We start from the raw sequence: 18,844 nt of genomic DNA, 5'->3' as shown, positions 1-18,844 counted from the left end.
GGGGAGAGCACCATGCCCAAGACCGCACGCGGCCTGAACTATGTGACGAATGACCTGCGGCCGCCGTGGCGGACGTCGGGCCTGCCGGTCGTGTTCAATCATGGCATCGGCACGAACCACGGCGTCTGGTCGGAGTGGGTGCCGATCGTGGCAGCGCGTCATCCGATGGTGCGCTTCGATCTGCGCGGCTTCGGCAGCTCGCCGGTGCCGCCAACCGATCATCGCTGGAGCATGGATGAGCTGATCGATGACCTGCTCGAAGTCGCGGCGACGACGGGAAGCGGGAAAGTTCACGTCGTCGGCGAGTCGATCGGCGGCACGATCGCGCTGGCGGCGGCACTCAGGGCACCGGAGCGTTTTGCGTCGGTTGCGATCTCGAATGCCTCGCATCGCGGGCCCGGCATCACGAACATCCAGGGCTGGCGCAGGACCTACGAGAGCCAAGGCAATGCGGCCTGGAATGTGGAGATGATGGCGAACCGCTTCTATCCCGGCGCGGCGGATCCGGCGGCCTTGGCGTGGTTCTCCGAGGTGCAGGAGAAGGCTGACCGCCATGCCGTGCTGGCGCTGGCGGCACTGCTCGCGGGCTTGGATCTCAGCGAGGCGCTGCGCTCATTCAAGGTGCCGCTGTCGATCACGCTGCCGGACTCGAGCCCGTTCATTACGCCCTCGCATGGCGCCGAGATGCACGCGCTCGTGCCGAACTCACGCCTGAGGATCGTGCCGCGCTCGAAGCACGGTCTGCCCTTCAGCCACGCGCGGTCCGAGGCCGAGGCGCTGGTTGCGTTCCTCAGCGAGATCGAGGGAGCCTGAGGAGAAAGCCACGGGGCGTTTGCTCGAATTGGCATCGCTGTTCCCCCCTCCATCGCGCCCAATGCGCTGAGTGCAAAAAGAGCAGTCGGTGGCCTTGGTCTCGCCGGTGCTACGGGCCAAGGGCGGTCACGGCGGCCTCAATTTCTCGACTGTCGGCGCCGTCGGTCTTGAGGGAAGAGCAGGCGTCCGGCATCCGCTTGGTCAACAGCAAGCGGCACCTCCGTTATTAGCCGCGGCCGAAGAGCCAGCACACGGGACACTGGCTTTGCCGTCTGGTAGGATGCGCGGCAACCGCAAGGCCAATTGAAATGCCAAAATCCGAGAGCGACGCGCTCAAGAAGCAGCTTGAATTCTTGCTGGAACTTGACCGCCTGAAATTGATCGTCCGCCAATCACATCTAGCGAATGGTGCTAGGCGGGAGAACTCGGCGGAGCACTCGTGGCATCTCGCAATGTTTGCGCTGGCACTGAGTAGTCATGCAGATGTGAAAGTTGATGTAGCTCGCGTCATCCAACTCTTGTTGCTGCACGACATCGTAGAAATCGACGCGGGCGATGCGCCTATCCATGCGGCCAATGGCTCAAAAGCCGATCTCGCAGCGGCAGAACAACGAGCTGCAGAACGCATTTTCGGCCTCCTGCCGTCTGATCAGGCCGCGGAGTTTCGTTCAATTTGGCTTGAATTCGAGGCCGGTCAATCACCAGAAGCGCGGTTCGCTAAGGCATTGGATCGGCTGCAGCCGCTGCTGCTCAACGTGGCGGTCGGCGGCGGTACGTGGAGTGAAAACGGAGTCGGTGTGACGCAAGTCATCGAGCGGTATGGGCCAGCGATTGCGGGAGGATCGACGATGCTGTGGGAAGCCGCCCGAAAGCTTGTCGAACAGCATTTTTCCAAGGCCCCATCTGGCGGGTAACTTCGAGGTGCGGCCGTATCTCATGTCTCGCGGAGCAATTGGCGAAAGGTCGATACGGGTCTGGGGAGGAGCGGACGCGAACGCGGACATGAGCACGCAGCCCGATGTTGATTGCGACGCTAAGTGATCGGGTGCGAAATGAATACGCGCTAGCGGCTCTGCTTGTGCGCACGCAGCGCGGCGCCGAAAGCTTCGAAGAGCGTCTTGTTGACCGAGTTGTTCTGCGCCTCGTACTCGGCGTGCCACTGGACGCCGAGGGCGAAGCCGGGGGCTTCGGCAATGCGGATCGCTTCGATCGTGCCGTCCTCGGCGATGCCCTCGATGATGACGCGCTCGCCGGGCTCGAGAATGCCCTGGCCGTGCAGCGAGTTCACGCGGATGGTCTCGCGCCCGAGAAGCTGCGCGAAGGTGCCACCGGGCGTGAGCGTGACCTCGTGGCGCTCGGCAAAGACGACGGTCGGGTCGGGATGGATCTCGCCGTTCTCGAGGCGCGGCATGCGGTGGTTCATGCGGCCCGGAATCTCGCGGATCTCGGGGTGGAGCGAGCCGCCGAACGCGACGTTCATCTCCTGGAAGCCGCGGCAGATGCCGAAGATCGGCTTGCCTTGCGCGACACAGGCTTCGAGGAGCGCGAGCGCCAGCGCGTCGCGGCGCTCGTCATAGGGCTCGTAGCCGACATGAGGATCCATGCGATAGCGGGTCGGGTGCACGTTCGCGCGCGCCCCCGTCAGCAGGATGCCGTCGACGACCTCCAGCAGCGCGCCGACGTCGGTGATCTCGGGAGCGCCCGCGAACATCATCGGGAGGGCGTCGGCGACCTGCGCCACGGCGCGCAGATTGCGCTCGCCGACGAGTTGCGCCGCGAAGCGGTTCTCGACGTGGTGCGTATTGCCGATCACGCCGACTACGGGTTTCATCGCTGCCGAGCCCCCGCTCCGTCTCGCATCATCTGCCTGTTCTCAGATCTCTGAATGCCTCGTCGAGGCGACCGAGGGCCTCCTCGAGGATCGGGCGCGGCGTCGCGAAATTGAAGCGCAGCCGCGTCTCGCCGCCCGGCCCGAACTGCTCGCCGGGGCTCGCGAAGATGCGCGCGCTCTGCTTTACGCGCTTGCCGACTTCCTCGGGCGCGAGGCCGGTGCCGGCAAAATCGACCCAGGCGAGATAGGTCGCATCGAGCTTCATGGCGCGGGCGCCGGGGGCGGCCGCCTCGATGCGGGCGTGGAGGAGATCGCGATTGCGCGCGAGATAGGGAAGGAGCGCGTCGAGCCAGGCCTCGCCCGTCCGCCAGGCGGCCTCGGTCGCGATCATGCCGAAGGAATTGTAGGAGCCGACGCCCGAGGCCATGATGCGCGCATCGAGGCGCTTCTTGAAATCGGCATTGGACGTGAAGCAGGCGCCGACATGGGCGCCGGCGAGATTGAAGGTCTTGGTCGCGGCGACGCAGGTGATGAGACGATCGGCGATTTCGGGGGCGGCGGTCAGCGTCGGTGTGTGGCGGGCGCCGGGGAAGACGAGATCGCAGTGGATCTCGTCCGAGACCAGAATGAGATTGTGCTTGATGCAGAAGGCCGCGAGCGCCTGGAGCTCGGCGGGCGACCACACGGTGCCGCCCGGATTGTGCGGGCTGCACAGGAAGACGATCTTCGTGCGCGGCGTGAGCTTGGCCGCGAGGGCGTCGAGGTCCATGGCGTAGCGGCCGTTGGCCTCGACCAGATTGGCATCGAAGATGCGCCGCTGATTGGCGACGATAATGCGCCGGAAGGCATGATAGACGGGCGGGAACACGACGACCTCGTCGCCGGGCTCGGTCAGCGCCTGGAGAATGAGGCCGAGGCCCGAGACGATGCCCGGCGTCGGGCTCACCCAGGCGGGGTCGACCTTGAGCTTGTGGCGGCGCGCCATCCAGTCGGCGAGGGCTTCGGCCCAGGTGCCCGTATCGGCGTAGTAGCCGTACGTCCCGCGCTCGACCTCGGCGGTCAGTGCCGCCGTCACGCCGGGAGGCGCGGCAAAATCCATGTCGGCGACCCACATGGGGATCGCGTCGGGGGCGGAAATGCCGGAGAGCTTCGCGATATTGTCCCACTTGGACGAATGAGTGCCGCGACGTGGAATGACGCGGTCGAAATCGAACATGGTGAAGCGGCTCCTGGGAGGGGGAACCGCATACTGATGCGGGTGGCGGAACGGATGGTCAAGCCGTGGGATCGCTGCGCGGCCATGCGGAAGTCGCATCGGCGCCCGAGGTGCGGTTTCCGGGCCGATATTTCGTACGGATCCTGCCGCAAGTCCGATCGCGGATCACATCATTGCCACATTGAAAAACTGTTATACGTGCGTCCAGGTGACGCGATGCGACAAATCCGCGGCCGGACGGGTGGAGGGTTCGTAGCAGGGGGGTGCAGCGTGCGTGCACTGTTTGTTGGCGCAGGGACTTTGCTGATCAGTGGGTTGCTCGGTTTGGCTCCCGCTCAAGCTCAACAGCAGACCCTGCCTTTCGTGATTGCGCAGGCCCAGGGCAAGGGCGTTCCGAAGCGCGCGCTACCCGTGCCACCGAAGCCGACGTCCCAGGACGAGAACGAGCGCGCCTCGGTCATCAATAACTGGACCATCGGTCTGGCCGGCGGTCTGCTCGAGGGAACGTTCGTCGCCTATGCGGCCGATCTCGGCCGGGCGCTCGACGACGGCGACAACCTGCGCGTGATCCCCATGATCACCTACGGCGCAGTGGGTAACGTCAGCGACCTGATCTACCTCAAGGGCGTCGATTTCGCGATCACCTACGCGGACGTGCTCGATCACTACAAGAACGTGCTCAAGATCCCGAACATCGAGAAGCGCGTGAACTACGTCATGCCGATGTTCCAGGGCGAGCTGCACATCTATGTGCGCCCGGAGATCAACACGCTCGAGGATCTGAGAGGCAAGAAGGTCAACTTCAATACGGTCGGCAGCGCGGCCAACTACACCGGCGGCATCGTCTTCGACCGCCTCGGCCTGCAGGTCGAGCGCACCTACCTCAACAACGCCATCGCACTCGAGGAGATGAAGAAGGGCGAGATCGCAGCCGTGATCCACGTGGTCGGCAAGCCGAACGCGCTCTTCAGCAAGATCAATCCCGAGCCGGGCTTCAAGCTGCTTCCCCTCGAGTTCAGCGAGAAATTCGAGGACTATTATGTGCCGGCGGAGCTTACGCACGCCGACTACCCGAACCTCATTCCCAAGGGCCAGTCCGTATCGACGATTTCGGTGATGGCGCTGCTCGCCGTCTTCAACTGGAGCCCGAATGTGAACGGCGACCGCTACCGGCGGTGCGTTCGCTTCATCGAATATCTCTTCGAGCGCTTCGAGAAGCTGCGTCAGCCGCCTTACCAGCCGAAGTGGCGGGAGATGAATATTGCCGGCACCATTCCGGGCTGGACGCGCTTTCCGGCTGCTCAGGAGCTGATCGACAAGGCCCACGCGACGGCGACGTCGAGCATCGACACGTCGCTGGCGCGGACGCAGGCGGCAAAGGCAGCGCCGCTCGATCCGGCCGAGCAGGATCGCCTGTTCCGCCAGTTCCTGGAGTGGAGCAAGCAGAGACGCTAATCGGGCGCGTCGAAACCGGGGCGGCAGAATTCCGGACGACGATCAGGATCATCGAGGGGAGGAGGCGAACGTTGCGTATGCGGCAACAACGCCGGGTCGAGGATCGGCCAATACCATTCGCGAGGGGCGTAGCGCGGCATCGTCGTCAGATGCCGCGCCGATTGGCGTTTGCAGCACTCGCTGCCACGGCGCTGCTCATGGGCGGGGTGCACCACTTGGGGCTGCCTGGGCAGGCGCAGGCGCAGGCGCAGCAGCAGGAATTCTTCCTGAATGTCGCGCCCGTGATGCTGGCCGAGCCGGCATCCAGGAGCCCGCTGCCCATCCAGGTCGGTCCACAGGACGCGCTGATGCGCAACAGCTTCGTGCGCATTCGCGGCCTGCCGGCGACGGCGACGCTCACTGAAGGGCACGCCATCAGCGCCGGCGCGTGGGCCATTCCGCTCGCCGGTCTCGCGAGCCTCGGTATCGTGCTGCCGGTGGGCCTCCAGCAGGGGCGGTGGGATGTCGTCGTCGCGCTGGTGACCATCGAGGGCAAGGTTCTGACCGAGGCCAAGACGGCGCTCGTCGTCGGGCCGGTGCAGCTCATTGCGCCGAGCCAGCAGCAGGCACAGGCGAAGCAGGCGCCGAGCGTCGTCGCAAACCTCGCCCGCCCGATCGAGCCGGTGCCTCAGCCGGAGCCGCAGAGCAGTCCGGAGCGTGAGCGGGCGCTCGGATTGCACGCCAAGGGCAAGGAGCTGCTCGGTCTGGGCAATGTCCAGCCGGCGCGGGCACTGTTCCGCCGTGCCGCCGAGTCGGGGCTCGCCGAGAGCGCGCTCGCGCTCGCCGGCACCTACGATCCGCACGAGCTTGCGAAGCTCAGGGTCGTCGGCTTGCAGCCGGATGTTGCCGCAGCCCGCCAGTGGTACACGAAGGCGCGCGAGCTCGGCGCGCCGGAAGCGGCCGAGCGCCTGAAGCGCCTCGAGGCACGTTGAGCTAGGCTGTTCGATCAAAATGGAGTCGTAATCCCCCTCCCCCTGGTGGGGAGGGGTTAGGGGTGGGGGGAATCCCTACCGCCAGTGTTCTGCAATCCCCCCCCCTCCTAACCTCCCCCACGAGGGGGGGAGGGATTAGTGCGGCGTATGGGACTGCAAGCGTCCGCACGAAATGAACACGCTCTAGGCGGCTCCGCGTTCGGACCGCCAGCGCGTGAAGCCATTGGCCCGGAGCTCGCAGGCGGGGCAGCTTCCGCATCCATAGCCCCAGGGATGGCGCGTCGCGCGATCGCCGAGGTAGCAGGAGTGCGTCTCCTCGATGATGATGTCGACGAGCGCTGCGCCGCCGAGTGTCTCGGCGAGCGCCCAGGTGCCGGCCTTGTCGATATACATGAGCGGGGTGTCGATCGCGACGGGTCGGTCGAGGCCGAGCGTGAGGGCGTGGGCGAGCGTCTGGAGCGTGTCGTTGCGGCAGTCGGGATAGCCCGAATAGTCGGTCTCGCACATGCCGCCGACGAGCGTGGCAATGCCGCGCCGATAGGCGAGCGCGGCCGCGTACGTGAAGAACAGCAGATTGCGCCCCGGTACGAACGTGCTCGGGAGGCCCGAAGCGGTCATCTCGATCGCGGTCTCGCGCGTGAGGCTCGTCTCGCTGATCTGTGCGAGCGTCGGCAGCGAGAGCCTATGATCCTCGCCGAGGCGCGCGGCCCAATCGGGGAAGCGGGCCCTGAGCGCCGCGATCACCTTGCCGCGCTGATCGAGCTCGACGCGATGGCGCTGGCCGTAGTCGAAGCCGATGGTTTCGACGCGATCGTAGCGCGTGAGCGCGGAGGCGAGGCAAACGGTCGAATCCTGCCCGCCGGAGAAAAGGACCAGCGCCGCGCGCTCTGAGGGTTCGGTCATCGTGCATCCTCTGAAGCCCGCGCGAGCACTACGCTCCCCGGGCCGGAGGATCAACAGCAGCGCGTGCGAAAATGCGCGAGCCCCGATCGGGACCGGGGCTCGCTTGTATTGGGCGGTTCAGCCCTCGCTTAGTTGGGCGCTGGCGACGTCGTTGGCGCCGGAGCCGGGGTCGGCGCGGGTGTCGGGGCCGGAGCCGTCCGCTCGACGCTGGTTTGCGGCGCGTTGCCGTTCGGGCTGTTCCCGATACCGATCAGAAGCATCCCGAGGATGGCGAACAGGGCGATGACACCGAGCACGACGCCCCAGCCGCTGGCGTTGTAGCTCGCCGGAGCCCGGTCGATGTAGTCCTGGTATTCGTGCGGCGCGCGCCGCTCATGATCAACTGCCATGGGTAGTCTCCTATCCATTGCGTATTGTTCCAGGAAAAACGCGCGCGCCGGGGAGGGGTTCCGCCTTTGATGTGCGAGGTCATTGCGGTTTGCGCGCTAGTGTGATGATCGAGAAATTCGCCATATCAGGCGGCACGGTACCGAGCGAATTTCTCGATCTGAATCACACGAGCAAGACTATGATTCCAGTGTCCCTTTTGCTTCCGAAGTTCGCTCGAGGCGCCAGAATTGAGGTACGGCGAACTTCGGAATCGGGACACTGGCCGTGTTGCGGATCGTTGGATAGGCTTAGGGAAAATAAGTCCTCTGACGGATCAGAACAGGCGGGAGAAACGGCCATGTCGACAGCCGAGCTCGAGCGGCTCAAGAACCTCAGAATGCCCTTTGCGGAGTTGCTCGGCATCGAGCTGGTGGCGGCGACGCGCGATGTCGTGAGAGCGCATCTTGTCGTGCGGCCGGAGGTGTGCACGCGGCCGGCAACCATTCATGGCGGCGCGATCATGGCCTTTGCCGATACGCTCGGCGCGGCCGGCACGGTGCTCAATCTGCCCGAGGGACATTCGACGACGACGATCGAGTCCAAGACGAACTTCATTTCGGGTGCGCCCGTCGGCACGACGCTCATCGGCGAGGCGACGCCGATCCATCGCGGCCGCCGCACGCAGGTCTGGCAGACGCGGATCACGCGCGAGAACGACGGCGGGCTCGTCGCCCTCATCACGCAGACGCAGATGGTGCTCGAGCCGCGCCCGGCAAAGGCGTGACGCAGGCGCACGCCCGAACTACAAGGCTCTAGTGTGGTGGTTCCGAAGTCCGCCATCACTTCGCGGCAAATGTCGGAGGCGGACTTCGGAATCTGAACCACACTAGGATCATTGACTTGCTAGTGTGATTCAGATCGAGAAATTCGCTCGATACCGTGCCGCGAGAGGTGGCGAATTTCTCGATCATCACACTAGGAGGGGCACGTAGAACCCCGCAGGACGCACGCAGTGAGGATTGGAGAGGACGGCCATGTTCGATTTGAAGGGGAAGGTTGCGCTCATCACGGGTGGCAATGGCGGCATCGGTCTCGGCATGGCCGAGGGGCTCGCATCCGCGGGCGCCGACATCGTCATTGCCGCGCGCAAGGCTGAGAAGTCCAAGGCCGCGGCGGCAGCGCTCGCCAAGCGCGGCGTGCGCACGGGTGTCGTCGAGGTGAACGTGGCGGACGATGCTTCGTGCCGCGCCATGGTGGCGGATGCGGTGAAGCAGATGGGCCGTATCGACGTCCTCGTGAACAATGCGGGCATCAACATCAGGAAGCCGCCCGAGGCGTACACGATCGGCGAGTGGCGGGAGATCCTCTCGATCAATCTGGATGGTGCCTTCTATTGCTCGCAGGCCGTCTATCCCGAGATGAAGAAGGTCGGCGGCGGCAAGATCATCAACATCGGCTCGATGATGTCGCTGTTCGGCGCGCCACTGACGACGGCCTATGCGGCGTCCAAGGGCGGCATCGTGCAGATGACGCGCGCGCTCGCGACCGCCTGGGCCAAGGACAACATCCAGGTCAACTCGATCCTGCCGGGCTGGATCGATACCGAGCTCACGCAGCGGGCGCGGGTCGATATCGAAGGGCTGAACGAGAGCGTCCTGCAGCGCACGCCGGCGGGGCGCTGGGGCAAGCCCGATGATTTCTCCGGCATTGCTGTCTTCCTGGCGGCGCCGGCCTCGGACTTCGTGACGGGCACGGCGATCCCGGTGTGCGGCGGTTTCTCCATCCGCGGCTGAGCGCGAGCGGACCGGCCGGCAGTGAGGGCCGGCCGGTTGGCGCGCGTCGCGTCTCCAACGCACGCGATCAGCCGCCGCGGGCGGGTGGCGCGTCAGGGGGCGGCTCGGGTTTGTTCGGCGCTTCGCCTACGTCCTCGGCGGTGGTCCGATCCGGCGGCGGAGCAGGGCCGCGCGCCTTCGCCGTTCGCTCCTCCACCACGCGATTGATGAGCGTGCGCACGCCGTCGAGGTCGCGCAGGTGGATGTCGTGCTGGGCGTAGGGGATCTCGATGCCGGCTGCCTTGAAGGCCTTCATGATGGCAATGCGCAGGTCCGACTGCACGCCGCCGGCCCGTGAGACGTCGGCCACGAAGAACCACATGAAGAAGTCGAGGGAGCTGACGCCGAAATTGTCGAGGACGGCGCCGGGGGGTGGCTCGGTCAGCACCTGCGGATGCGCTTTTGCACAGGCGAGGAGGATGGCGAGCACCCTCTCGGGATCCGCGGTGTAGCTCGCACCGACGCGCACGACGCCGCGGCCCATGAGGCTGCGATGGGTCTTGTTGAGCACGCGCCCGGTGATCAGCTCGGAGTTGGGGATGATGAGGCGCGCGCGGTTGAGGGTCTCGATCTCCGTCGAGCGCACGCTGATGCGCCGTACGTTCCCTTCCTGATCGCCGACGACGATGGCATCGCCAACCTTGACCGGGCGTTCGACGAGCAGAATGAGGCCCGAGACGAAGTTGTTCACGATCGACTGCAGGCCGAAACCGATACCGACGGAGAGTGCGCCGGCCACGATGGCGATGTTGGTGATGTCGAGGCCGGCATAGGAGATGGCGAGGATCGCCGACAGCGCGATGCCGCTGTAGCCGACGGTGGTCTCGATGGAGTTCGCGATGCCGGCATCGACGCGACGCGGCTGCAGCACGCGCTCGCGCAGCCAGCGCTGGAAGACGCGCGTTGCGAAGACCAGCGCGATGAAGAGCAGGATGCCGAAGAGAATACGGGCCGGCGAGATGCGGAGCTGGCCGATCTCGAAGCCGAAGAAGGCGCGGGCGAACCAGTCGCGGATGTCGGCTGTCGAGAAGCCCCACTGCACGAGAACGAGGGGAACCGCGATCGTGAGCAGCACGAAGGTGAGCAGCACCTCGGCAAGCCATGCGAGCTCGCCGAGGCGCGCCGGCACGACGCGCAGGCGCGTCGTCAGCATGTAGCCTACGGGGTTGTCCGACTGGTCGATCGTCCGCGTGACCGAGCGGATCGTGAGGTAGATCACGCCGGCGGCGACGATGACCGTGCCGCTCAGCACGAGCTGCTGGGCAATGAAGCGGCCGAGGGCGAGATAGCCCAGCAGCGTCGTCGCCAGGATGAGAATTGTCAGCACCCACAGCGGCAGCTTGAACCACCATGGCGTGATGCGGGTCGTCACCGGCAGCATCACGGCATCGGAGGTCGCCGTGGGCACGGGCTGTGGCGTGAAGGGCGTGAGCAGGAGCGCGGTCAGCAGGCCGGCATAGGCGAGGCTCGCCGCGAAGGTTCTAACGACGGTGAGCGAGAGCGGCACGACAAGCGCGCGTCCGATCTCGGAGAGCGCGAGGTCGGCAGCGTAGACGGCGACGAGGCCGATCAAGCACCAGCTTATGCGGCTCGCCGCCCGGTCGGTGAGGTTCACGAGGCGCAGCTCGGGATCGCGCGGCGAGAGGACGACGCGGATCAGCGTGCCGACGATGACGGTCAGGACGATGGCCGAGAGGAGCGCCGCGACGATGTTGCCGCCCGGCAGGCGCATGAGGCCGAGCTGATTGAGGCCGCCGAAGAGGATGGCGAGCGCCGCGAGCGCGGGCAGCATCCGCGCGGGCGCGACCCATACGATGCGTTGGGCACGCTGGATGAAGTTTCGGCCATCCGGCGGCGGTGAATGCGTCGCGCGTTCGAGGAAGCGCACGCCGAACCAGAGCCCGATGAAGGCTGCGAGCGCGGTCATCACGACCGCGACGACGCCCGACATGACGTCCGATGCGGCCTTGATCCAGTCCGCCACGAGATATTCGGCGAAGTCGATCGTCGTCGGCAGATCCTGGGCCGCGAGCCGCCAATGATAGGGCAGCAGGGGGCTCTGGGCGCGCTCGAACAGGTTGCGCGAGAAGAGGGATTGGCGGAGCTCGGTAATGCGCCGAATGAGCTCGCGGGCGCGGACCTCCGTGAGGTCGATGGTCTTGAGCGCGCCATCGAGATTGGAGACGACGGTGCCGAGCCTTTCGCGCTCGGCGGCGATGGCGGGCGCCTCGGGCGGGGCGTCCTTGGCTGGAAGGGGGCCCAGGCTTTCGATCTGCCGGCGGGCGGCGGCGAGCAGGGGCCGTACCTGCTCGGCGATCTTGGCGGTCTCGGCGAGCGTCTGATCGATCTCGCTCCGCAGCCGTGCGAGGTCGCTGTCGGAATCGCGGATGCGCTCGATGGATTTCTCGGCGGCGTCGATCGAGGAGGAAAGGCGCGCAATCTGCTGCGCGATCTGGGCCGGAACCTCGGTCGCCGGCGCGGGCTTGGCGCCGTTTGATGCGGCCGGCGGAGGTTGGGCTTCCTCGGTCGCCGGGGGTGCGGCCGGCGGCTGGGGCTGCGGCGCCTGCTGAGCCACAGCAGGCGCTAGCGCGAACAGGAGGGCCACCATCAGGGCCGCGATCCAGGTTCGCATGGGCATTGCTGTCATCACTGTACTGTCCCCGGGACTGTGCATGGCCCCGCCATGCTGCGCCGGCTCTGCGACGCCTCCTTGTAAAAAGTTCGACGCTTCACGCGCGGCGCGCGTGGTCTCAGGGCTCCGTGTTCAGCCGGCAGCGCCTTCCTTGCCGGCGGCTGCAGTCCCGAGTGTGCGCGGCGCGCGCGAAAAGACGGGCTGGGCCGGCAGGACCGGCTGCGCCACCGACGACGGGGCTTCCAGCTCCTCGACATGGGCTGCAACCGGCCGCGCCGGGATGCCCGTCTCGATCACCACATCCACGGGGCCGCCCGTCATGATCAGATGCTCGATATTGTCGCGGCGCACGAGCACCAGGCGGCGCCGGCCGTCGACATTGGCATGATCGACCACGGCAAGGCGCGGCTCCGCCTTCGGCCCGAAGAAGGAGATTCGCGGCGGCGTGCCATTCAGGTATCCGCGCACGAACCAGACGGCGCCGACGGCAATCACCGCCATGGATGTGCTGAGCAGCACATACCAGATGAAATTCGCCATTCCCCTGCCGCGGCCCCAGCCGCGCTCCCTTGACGAACGAACTTCGACAACGCCCGCCATCTGTATCAGCGAACCGGCGCCAGTCCACAGCCGGATGTTCCGGCACGAGCAGCGATTGTGGACAGCATCGGGCGGCATACGACGCGTGCAAACGATGGCCATGCGGTAACGTTGTCCGCACGGCTTGTCTCATATGCGAAACGTCGCGCCTCCACGGGCCTTGGCGGGATGTGGCTAGTGTCCCGATTCCGAAGTTCGCCTCACCTCGATGCTGGCGGCCCGAGCGAACTTCGGAATCAAAAGGGACACTAGAATCATAGTCTTGCTCGTGTGATTCAGATCGAGAAATTCGCTCGGTGGCAAGCCGCGAGATCTGGCGAATTTCTCGATCATCACACGAGTTGCAGCACTTCAGAGCATTTTAACCGCGTTCGGCCACTTCTGGGTGTGTGAAAGGCGCATCGCTGCGCTATGTTTTCTTTCAGGGGGATACCGGCATTGCTGCACGGCCTTCGGCTAGTGTCCCTATCCGAAGTTCGCCCCACCTCGATGCTGGTGTCCCGAGCGAACTTCGGAATCATAAGGGACACTAGAAACATAGCCTTGCTCGTGTGATTCAGATCGGGAAATTCGCTCGGCACCATGCCGCCAGAACTGGCGAATTTCCCGGTCATCACACGAGTGTCCCGCGCCGCAATTTCGGCGAATCAGCTACGGTGGCGCGCGATGACGGGCCTCCATGAGAAACGCAGCGAGTTTACGATGGGCACGCCTTCCCGTGGCGGTGTCATTATTGCGGCAACTTTGACGCTCGCGGCGGCGCTGGTGCTCGGAATCGCGGCCATGTGGTCGTCCCGGGCGACGGGCCCGATCGTGCTCGGCTTCCTGTCGCTGCTGGCCGTGATCGGCGTTTTCTTCCTGTTCGGCACGGCGGCGGGGCTGATCCGACTCAATGTCGAGGACGAGCGCGCCGATCTGAGCGAGCGCGCCACGGAGGGGCTCGACCTCGGATTTCTCGTCACGGACGCGGCCGGGCGGACGCTCAAGGCCAATCGCGCCTTCCGCAGAATTGTCGGGGAGCACCCCTCGGGGGAGCCGCGTGCCATCGAGGATGCCTTCGCGGGCGAGCCCGAGGCTGGCCAGTGCCTTTTCCGGCTGCTGCGCGCGGTCGAGCGCGGCGAAGCCCGGCAGGAGGAGTTCCGCATCCGCGGCCAGGACGGGCGCTCGCGCACCTCGCGCTGGCTGCGCGTCACGGTGCGGCCGATCCCGGCGGCGCTCGGCGGCGGCGAGAGCCAGCCGCGGACGCTGTGGCAGGTTGCCGACATCACGCAGGAGCACGCGCGGGTCGCCGAGACGCTCCGCAGTTTCGAGACGCGGCTCGCCTACTACGACGGGCTGCCGCTCGGCGTGCTGGAGCTGGCGCCCGATGGCCGGGTCACGGAGATCAATGGAACGCTTGCCGTCTGGCTCGGTCGCGAGGCGCCTGCGGATCCGGCGCACGACGTGCGGCTCGACGATCTCTTCGCCCAGGGGGCGGAGGCTGCGATTCGCACGGCGCTCGCCGTGACGGAAGGACAGTGGACGCGCGTCGAGACCGAGCTCTCGCGCGGTGCGGGTGTGTTCATCCCCGTCGAGATCATCGCGGTGCCGCCCGCCAACCCGGCGCTCAATGCGGCGGTCCAGATTCTCGTGCTGCACCGGCGCACGCGCGCGAGCGCCGACAGCGGACCGCTGAGGAAGAACGGCGAGCTCGCACGCTTCCTCAATGCGGCGCCGTTCGGCATGGCGACGATCGCCGGTGATGGCCGCGTGCTGAATGCCAATGCGACTTTCGGTCAGCTCTTCCGCGACCGCGATACGGGGAGCATCGCGACGACCGCCGATATCGTGGCGCGGATCGCCGACAGCGACGCCCGCGCTAGCCTGAAGCGTGCCGCCGAGAATGTGCTCAAGGGGCGGGCGGCCGGCGAGCCCGTCGAAGTGACGCTCGGGGCCGAGGGCGAGTTCACGCGGCGCCTGTTCTTCAGCCCGGTTCCCTCCGGTGACGGCGAGGCGGCGGCGGTGATCTACGTCATCGATGCGACGGAGCAGAAGGCGCTCGAGATCAAGTACGCCCAGAGCACGAAGATGGAGGCCGTCGGCAAGCTCGCGGGCGGCATCGCGCACGACTTCAACAACGTGCTGACGGCGATCATCGGCTTCTCGGACCTGCTGCTGCAGACGCACCGGCCGACGGACGCCGCCTACAAGGACATCATGAACATCAAGCAGAATGCCAACCGTGCCGCGGGCATGGTGCGGCAGCTGCTTGCCTTCTCGCGCCGCCAGACGCTGATGCCCGAAGTGCTGGAGCTCGGCGACGTCATCAGCGATACGAGCACGGCGCTGCTGCGCAAGCTCATTGGCGAGACGGTGCAACTCGAGACCCGTCACGGGCGCGATCTCTGGCTCATCAAGGCCGATCGTACGCAGCTCGATCAGGTGCTGCTCAATCTCGCGGTGAACGCCAAGGATGCCATGCCGAACGGCGGGCGGCTCATCATCTCGACGCGCAATGTCACCGAAGGCGAGGCGCGGAACATGCGCCAGCAGGGCATGGTGCCGGGCGAGTATGTCGAGCTGGCGGTGACGGACACCGGCCACGGCATGACGCCGGAGATCATGGCCAAGATCTTCGAGCCTTTCTTCTCGACCAAGGAAGTGGGCAAGGGCACGGGCCTCGGGCTCTCGACGGTGTACGGCATCGTCAAGCAGACGGGCGGTTTCATCTTCCCCGAGAGCGCGCCGGGGCAGGGCACGACCTTCCGCATTTACCTGCCGCGCTACGTGCAGACGGCAGCGGACAAGGCTGCCGAGCAGCGCCCGGCGAAGAAGGAAAAGGCGCGCGATCTCACGGGCAGTGGCCGCGTGCTGCTCGTCGAGGACGAGGATTCCGTGCGCAGCTTCGCGATCCGCGCGCTGAAGCGCCAGGGCTATGACGTGATCGAGGCGACGTCCGGTGCCGAGGGCTTGGAGAAGTTCGAGGAGGTCGGCGGGCAGATCGATCTCATCGTGAGCGACGTCGTCATGCCGGAGATGGATGGGCCGACGATGCTCAACGAGCTTCGGAAGCAGCGGCCCGATATCAAGATCATTTTCATGTCGGGTTATCCCGACGATGCTTTCAAGCGCAATCTCAATCCGGGCGAGAGCTTCGCCTTCCTCGCCAAGCCCTTCACGCTCCCGCAACTCGCCGCCAAGGTGAAGGAGGAGTTGGAGAGGTAGGGGGCGGTTAGGGAAGGTTGGAGGTAAATAAGGCGAGCTTGTCGACTGCTGGTAGAATTCAGCATGGCAAAAGCAAGCGTACGGCAACCTAAGAAGACAGTGACCGAAGGTCTGCTCGTCGCAGTTCCTGCCATCGATGGCGTTGGGTATGTGGTTGGGCTGGTGGCAAGAGCAGAGAAGTCCCGCTCGCTCGGAGCTGCCATACTTGTCTATTTCTTTCCGCCGAGGCTGCGCCGCGTTCCGCGTCTCGGCGACGTGCCCGTGTTATCTCCGAATGCAGCGATTTCCGTCGTGCGCACGGGGGTGCGCCGCATCGTCGAAGGGGCTTGGCCTACAATCGGCACGCTGCAGGGCTTTCAGCGGTCGGACTGGCCTATACCGCTATTCGGCGGCGTCTCGCTTGGCCAGCCAGGTCTGGCGTGGATTGCTGAATATACCGACGATCGCATCGGTGTCGGTGCGCCTCGCTCGGAACGTGTCGTTAGCGCAGCGGAGGCTGAGAGATATCCAAGCGATTCAGCTTGGGGCGTGGACGCTGCAGCACACGAGGCGACCGAGCGGTTGAAGGCAATCGAGCGTTCAGCCAACTAGCGCACTACGAGACAACGAGACATCAGTATCCGCGTCGGTGCAAGCGGCCGCCCCTCATCCCGGCCTTCTCCCCGTAAGCACGGGGAGAAGGGGAAGGGGTGCAGAGCTCGCTGCTGAGAGCGAAGTGTCAGGTGGAGCTTGCGATGGATCGAAAGGAAGCCGAGGAGCTGGCTCGCACGTACCGCGAATTTGGCGATTGGTTCAATCGAACGACATCAATGACATTGTCGATGTCGGATGCGGAACAGGCGGCGCAAGTTAGACGATGCTTAGGCGAGATGCAGTTTCTATTAGACGATGCCGTGAGAACACCAGTCAGGCGCGACCATCCTGATCTATTGCCCGATGATGGACTGTAGGCTGGTTCTGCACTTTTCCTAATCCGCCCCGCGCTCCACCAGCCCGACGATGTCGCTCATGATGGCGTTGAGCTCGAAATTGCGGGGCGTGTAGACACCCGCGACGCCGAGACCCCTGAGAAGCTCCGCATCCTCCGGCGGAATGATGCCGCCGATGACGACGGGAATGTCGCCCGCGCCCTCGCTCTTCATGCGCTCCAGAACATCGCGCACGAGCGGCACGTGGCTGCCCGAGAGGATCGACAAGCCGACGACATGCGCGCTTTCCTCGATCGCCGCGCGCACGATCTGCGCGGGCGTCAGGCGAATGCCCTCGTAGACGACCTCCATGCCGCAATCGCGCGCGCGCACGGCAATCTGCTCGGCGCCGTTGGAGTGGCCGTCGAGACCCGGCTTGCCGATGAGGATCTTGATGCGGCGGCCGAGGCGGTCCGATACGTCATCCACGCGGCGACGAACGGCTTCGACGTCCGTGCCGTTGGCGGCGGAGACTTTGCCGACGCCGGTCGGCGCGCGGTACTCGCCGAACACGCGCCGGAGCGTCGCGCCCCACTCGCCCGTCGTGACGCCGGCCTTCGCGCAGGCGATCGACGCTTCCATGATGTTCGTGCCGGCGCGCGCATCCTGCTCCAGCGCGGCGAGGGCGTTCTCGCAGGCGGCGGTGTCGCGCTGAGCACGCCACGCGACGAGCCGATCGATCTGGTCGGCCTCGACGCTCTCGTCCACCGTGAGGATCGCGCCCGTGCCCGTCGAGAGCGGCGAGGGCTCGGTCTCGCCCCAGCGGTTCACGCCGACCACGACCTGCTCGCCGGACTCGATGCGCGCGACGCGCTCGGCATTGGACTCGACGAGGCGGCGCTTCATGTAGTCGATGGCCGCGACGGCGCCGCCCATTTCCTCGATGCGCCGCAGCTCGGCGAGGGCTTCGCCCTTCAGCTCGGCGACCTTGCGCGCAATTTCCGTCGAGCCATCGAAGATGTCGCCGTATCCGAGCAGATCCGTTTCATAGGCCAGGATCTGCTGCATTCTGAGCGACCACTGCTGGTCCCAGGGGCGCGGCAGGCCCATGGCCTCGTTCCACGCCGGAAGCTGAACAGCGCGGGCGCGCGCGTTCTTGGAGAGCGTCACGGCCAGCATTTCGAGCAGGATGCGCGCGACGTTGTTCTCCGGCTGCTGCTCGGTGAGGCCGAGCGAGTTCACCTGCACGCCATAGCGGAAGCGGCGGTTCTTGACGTCCTTGACGCCGTAGCGCTCGGCCGTGATCTCGTCCCAGAGCTCGGTGAAGGCGCGCATCTTGCAGATCTCGGTGATGAACCGGAGACCCGCGTTCACGAAGAAGGAAATGCGCCCGACGACCGTGCCGAATTCCTCGTCCGGCACGGCGCCGGATTTCTTCACGGTGTCGAGCACGGCGATGGCGGTCGCGAGCGCGAAGGCCAGCTCCTGCACCGGCGTCGCACCCGCTTCCTGCAGATGATAGGAGCAGACGTTCGTCGGGTTCCAGCGCGGGACCTGCCTGTAGGTGTACGTGATCGTGTCGCGGATGAGCCGCAGCGAGGGCTCGGGCGGGAAGACGTACGTGCCGCGCGAGAGATATTCCTTGATGATGTCGTTCTGGATGGTGCCGGTGAGGCTCGTCCTCGGTGCGCCCTGCTCGTCGGCGACGGCAATGTACAACGCGAGCACCCACGCGGCGGTCGCATTGATCGTCATGGACGTATTCATGCGGTCGAGCGGGATGCCGTCGAGCAGCGTGCGCATGTCGCCGATATGCGAGATGGGCACGCCGACCTTGCCGACCTCGCCGCGCGCGAGCACATGGTCGCTGTCGTAGCCCGTCTGGGTCGGCAGATCGAAGGCGATCGAAAGGCCGGTCTGGCCCTTGGCGAGGTTGGTCTTGTAGAGCGCGTTCGACTTGGCGGCGGTCGAATGGCCCGAATATGTGCGGAAGATCCAGGGCTGCTCGGTGGCTTTCTCGATCGCTTTGGGGGGCTTGCTCATGGTTCGTCCTGGGGTGGATCCCTGTCGACGCGGCGTTCAATCTGTCAGCGCGCAGAGTAGCTGAGCG

The 18,844-nt window shown here is 65.7% G+C and carries 15 protein-coding genes; 8 read left to right on the top strand and 7 right to left on the bottom strand.

All coding sequences use genetic code 11. The features are described from left to right. Positions 1-12 precede the first annotated feature (12 nt). Positions 13-813: an alpha/beta fold hydrolase gene (locus tag CS1BSM3_RS07930; protein ID WP_072386455.1), complete on the top strand. Its 801-nt coding sequence runs from the start codon at positions 13-15 to the stop codon at positions 811-813. Positions 814-1,121: 308 nt separating this feature from the next. Further along, the gene (locus CS1BSM3_RS07925) at positions 1,122-1,727 is read left to right on the top strand and encodes an HD domain-containing protein (protein WP_072386454.1); all 606 of its coding nucleotides are present in this window, start codon (positions 1,122-1,124) and stop codon (positions 1,725-1,727) included. 149 nt (positions 1,728-1,876) lie between these two features. Here the strand turns inward: CS1BSM3_RS07925 and CS1BSM3_RS07920 are convergent, their stop codons facing one another. Beyond that, positions 1,877-2,644 (bottom strand): gamma-glutamyl-gamma-aminobutyrate hydrolase family protein, encoded by a 768-nt coding sequence (locus CS1BSM3_RS07920; RefSeq protein WP_072386453.1) that lies wholly within the window; start codon positions 2,642-2,644, stop codon positions 1,877-1,879. A gap of 28 nt (positions 2,645-2,672) precedes the next feature. After that, complete coding sequence (locus CS1BSM3_RS07915) at positions 2,673-3,860, bottom strand: MalY/PatB family protein (protein ID WP_072386452.1); 1,188 nt, start codon at positions 3,858-3,860, stop codon at positions 2,673-2,675. 363 nt (positions 3,861-4,223) lie between these two features. On the opposite strand from CS1BSM3_RS07915, the gene CS1BSM3_RS07910 reads away from it, so the two are divergent. Together CS1BSM3_RS07910 and CS1BSM3_RS07905 are read left to right on the top strand one after the other, a co-directional pair. Then, entirely contained in the window at positions 4,224-5,315 is a 1,092-nt protein-coding gene (locus tag CS1BSM3_RS07910) for a TAXI family TRAP transporter solute-binding subunit (RefSeq protein ID WP_072386451.1), read from the top strand. A 149-nt stretch (positions 5,316-5,464) separates the two neighbouring features. Beyond that, positions 5,465-6,286 carry an SEL1-like repeat protein gene (locus tag CS1BSM3_RS07905; protein ID WP_072386450.1) on the top strand — a complete coding sequence of 274 codons (822 nt, stop codon included), beginning with the start codon at positions 5,465-5,467 and terminating at the stop codon, positions 6,284-6,286. Positions 6,287-6,469: 183 nt separating this feature from the next. Here the strand turns inward: CS1BSM3_RS07905 and queC are convergent, their stop codons facing one another. Together queC and CS1BSM3_RS07895 are read right to left on the bottom strand one after the other, a co-directional pair. Then, the gene (queC, locus tag CS1BSM3_RS07900) at positions 6,470-7,189 is read right to left on the bottom strand and encodes a 7-cyano-7-deazaguanine synthase QueC (protein WP_072386449.1); all 720 of its coding nucleotides are present in this window, start codon (positions 7,187-7,189) and stop codon (positions 6,470-6,472) included. Between the two features lie 128 nt (positions 7,190-7,317). Next, positions 7,318-7,578 (bottom strand): hypothetical protein, encoded by a 261-nt coding sequence (locus CS1BSM3_RS07895; RefSeq protein WP_072386448.1) that lies wholly within the window; start codon positions 7,576-7,578, stop codon positions 7,318-7,320. 338 nt (positions 7,579-7,916) lie between these two features. On the opposite strand from CS1BSM3_RS07895, the gene CS1BSM3_RS07890 reads away from it, so the two are divergent. Beyond that, the gene (locus tag CS1BSM3_RS07890) at positions 7,917-8,342 is read left to right on the top strand and encodes a PaaI family thioesterase (RefSeq protein ID WP_072386447.1); all 426 of its coding nucleotides are present in this window, start codon (positions 7,917-7,919) and stop codon (positions 8,340-8,342) included. Between the two features lie 250 nt (positions 8,343-8,592). Further along, positions 8,593-9,351: a glucose 1-dehydrogenase gene (locus CS1BSM3_RS07885; protein ID WP_072386446.1), complete on the top strand. Its 759-nt coding sequence runs from the start codon at positions 8,593-8,595 to the stop codon at positions 9,349-9,351. Between the two features lie 67 nt (positions 9,352-9,418). Here the strand turns inward: CS1BSM3_RS07885 and CS1BSM3_RS07880 are convergent, their stop codons facing one another. Both CS1BSM3_RS07880 and CS1BSM3_RS07875 read right to left on the bottom strand, forming a co-directional pair. Then, on the bottom strand, positions 9,419-12,037 hold the full coding sequence (locus CS1BSM3_RS07880) for a DUF3772 domain-containing protein (RefSeq protein ID WP_174263649.1): 2,619 nt from the start codon (positions 12,035-12,037) through the stop codon (positions 9,419-9,421). A gap of 117 nt (positions 12,038-12,154) precedes the next feature. Next, complete coding sequence (locus CS1BSM3_RS07875; protein ID WP_072386444.1) at positions 12,155-12,562, bottom strand: flagellar biosynthetic protein FliO; 408 nt, start codon at positions 12,560-12,562, stop codon at positions 12,155-12,157. 762 nt (positions 12,563-13,324) lie between these two features. Here CS1BSM3_RS07875 and CS1BSM3_RS07870 point away from each other — a divergent pair. Further along, on the top strand, positions 13,325-15,826 hold the full coding sequence (locus CS1BSM3_RS07870; protein ID WP_174263648.1) for an ATP-binding protein: 2,502 nt from the start codon (positions 13,325-13,327) through the stop codon (positions 15,824-15,826). A gap of 63 nt (positions 15,827-15,889) precedes the next feature. Continuing rightward, entirely contained in the window at positions 15,890-16,417 is a 528-nt protein-coding gene (locus CS1BSM3_RS07865) for a hypothetical protein (protein ID WP_143149105.1), read from the top strand. 377 nt (positions 16,418-16,794) lie between these two features. Here CS1BSM3_RS07865 and CS1BSM3_RS07860 read toward each other — a convergent pair whose 3' ends face one another. After that, positions 16,795-18,777 (bottom strand): protein meaA, encoded by a 1,983-nt coding sequence (locus CS1BSM3_RS07860; RefSeq protein ID WP_072386441.1) that lies wholly within the window; start codon positions 18,775-18,777, stop codon positions 16,795-16,797. Positions 18,778-18,844 lie beyond the last annotated feature (67 nt).

Source organism: Hyphomicrobium sp. CS1BSMeth3 (genome assembly GCF_900117415.1).
Taxonomy (GTDB): domain Bacteria; phylum Pseudomonadota; class Alphaproteobacteria; order Rhizobiales; family Hyphomicrobiaceae.
The sequence above is the reverse complement of the archived record's forward strand: the minus strand, read 5'-3'. Positions and strand labels throughout refer to the sequence as shown.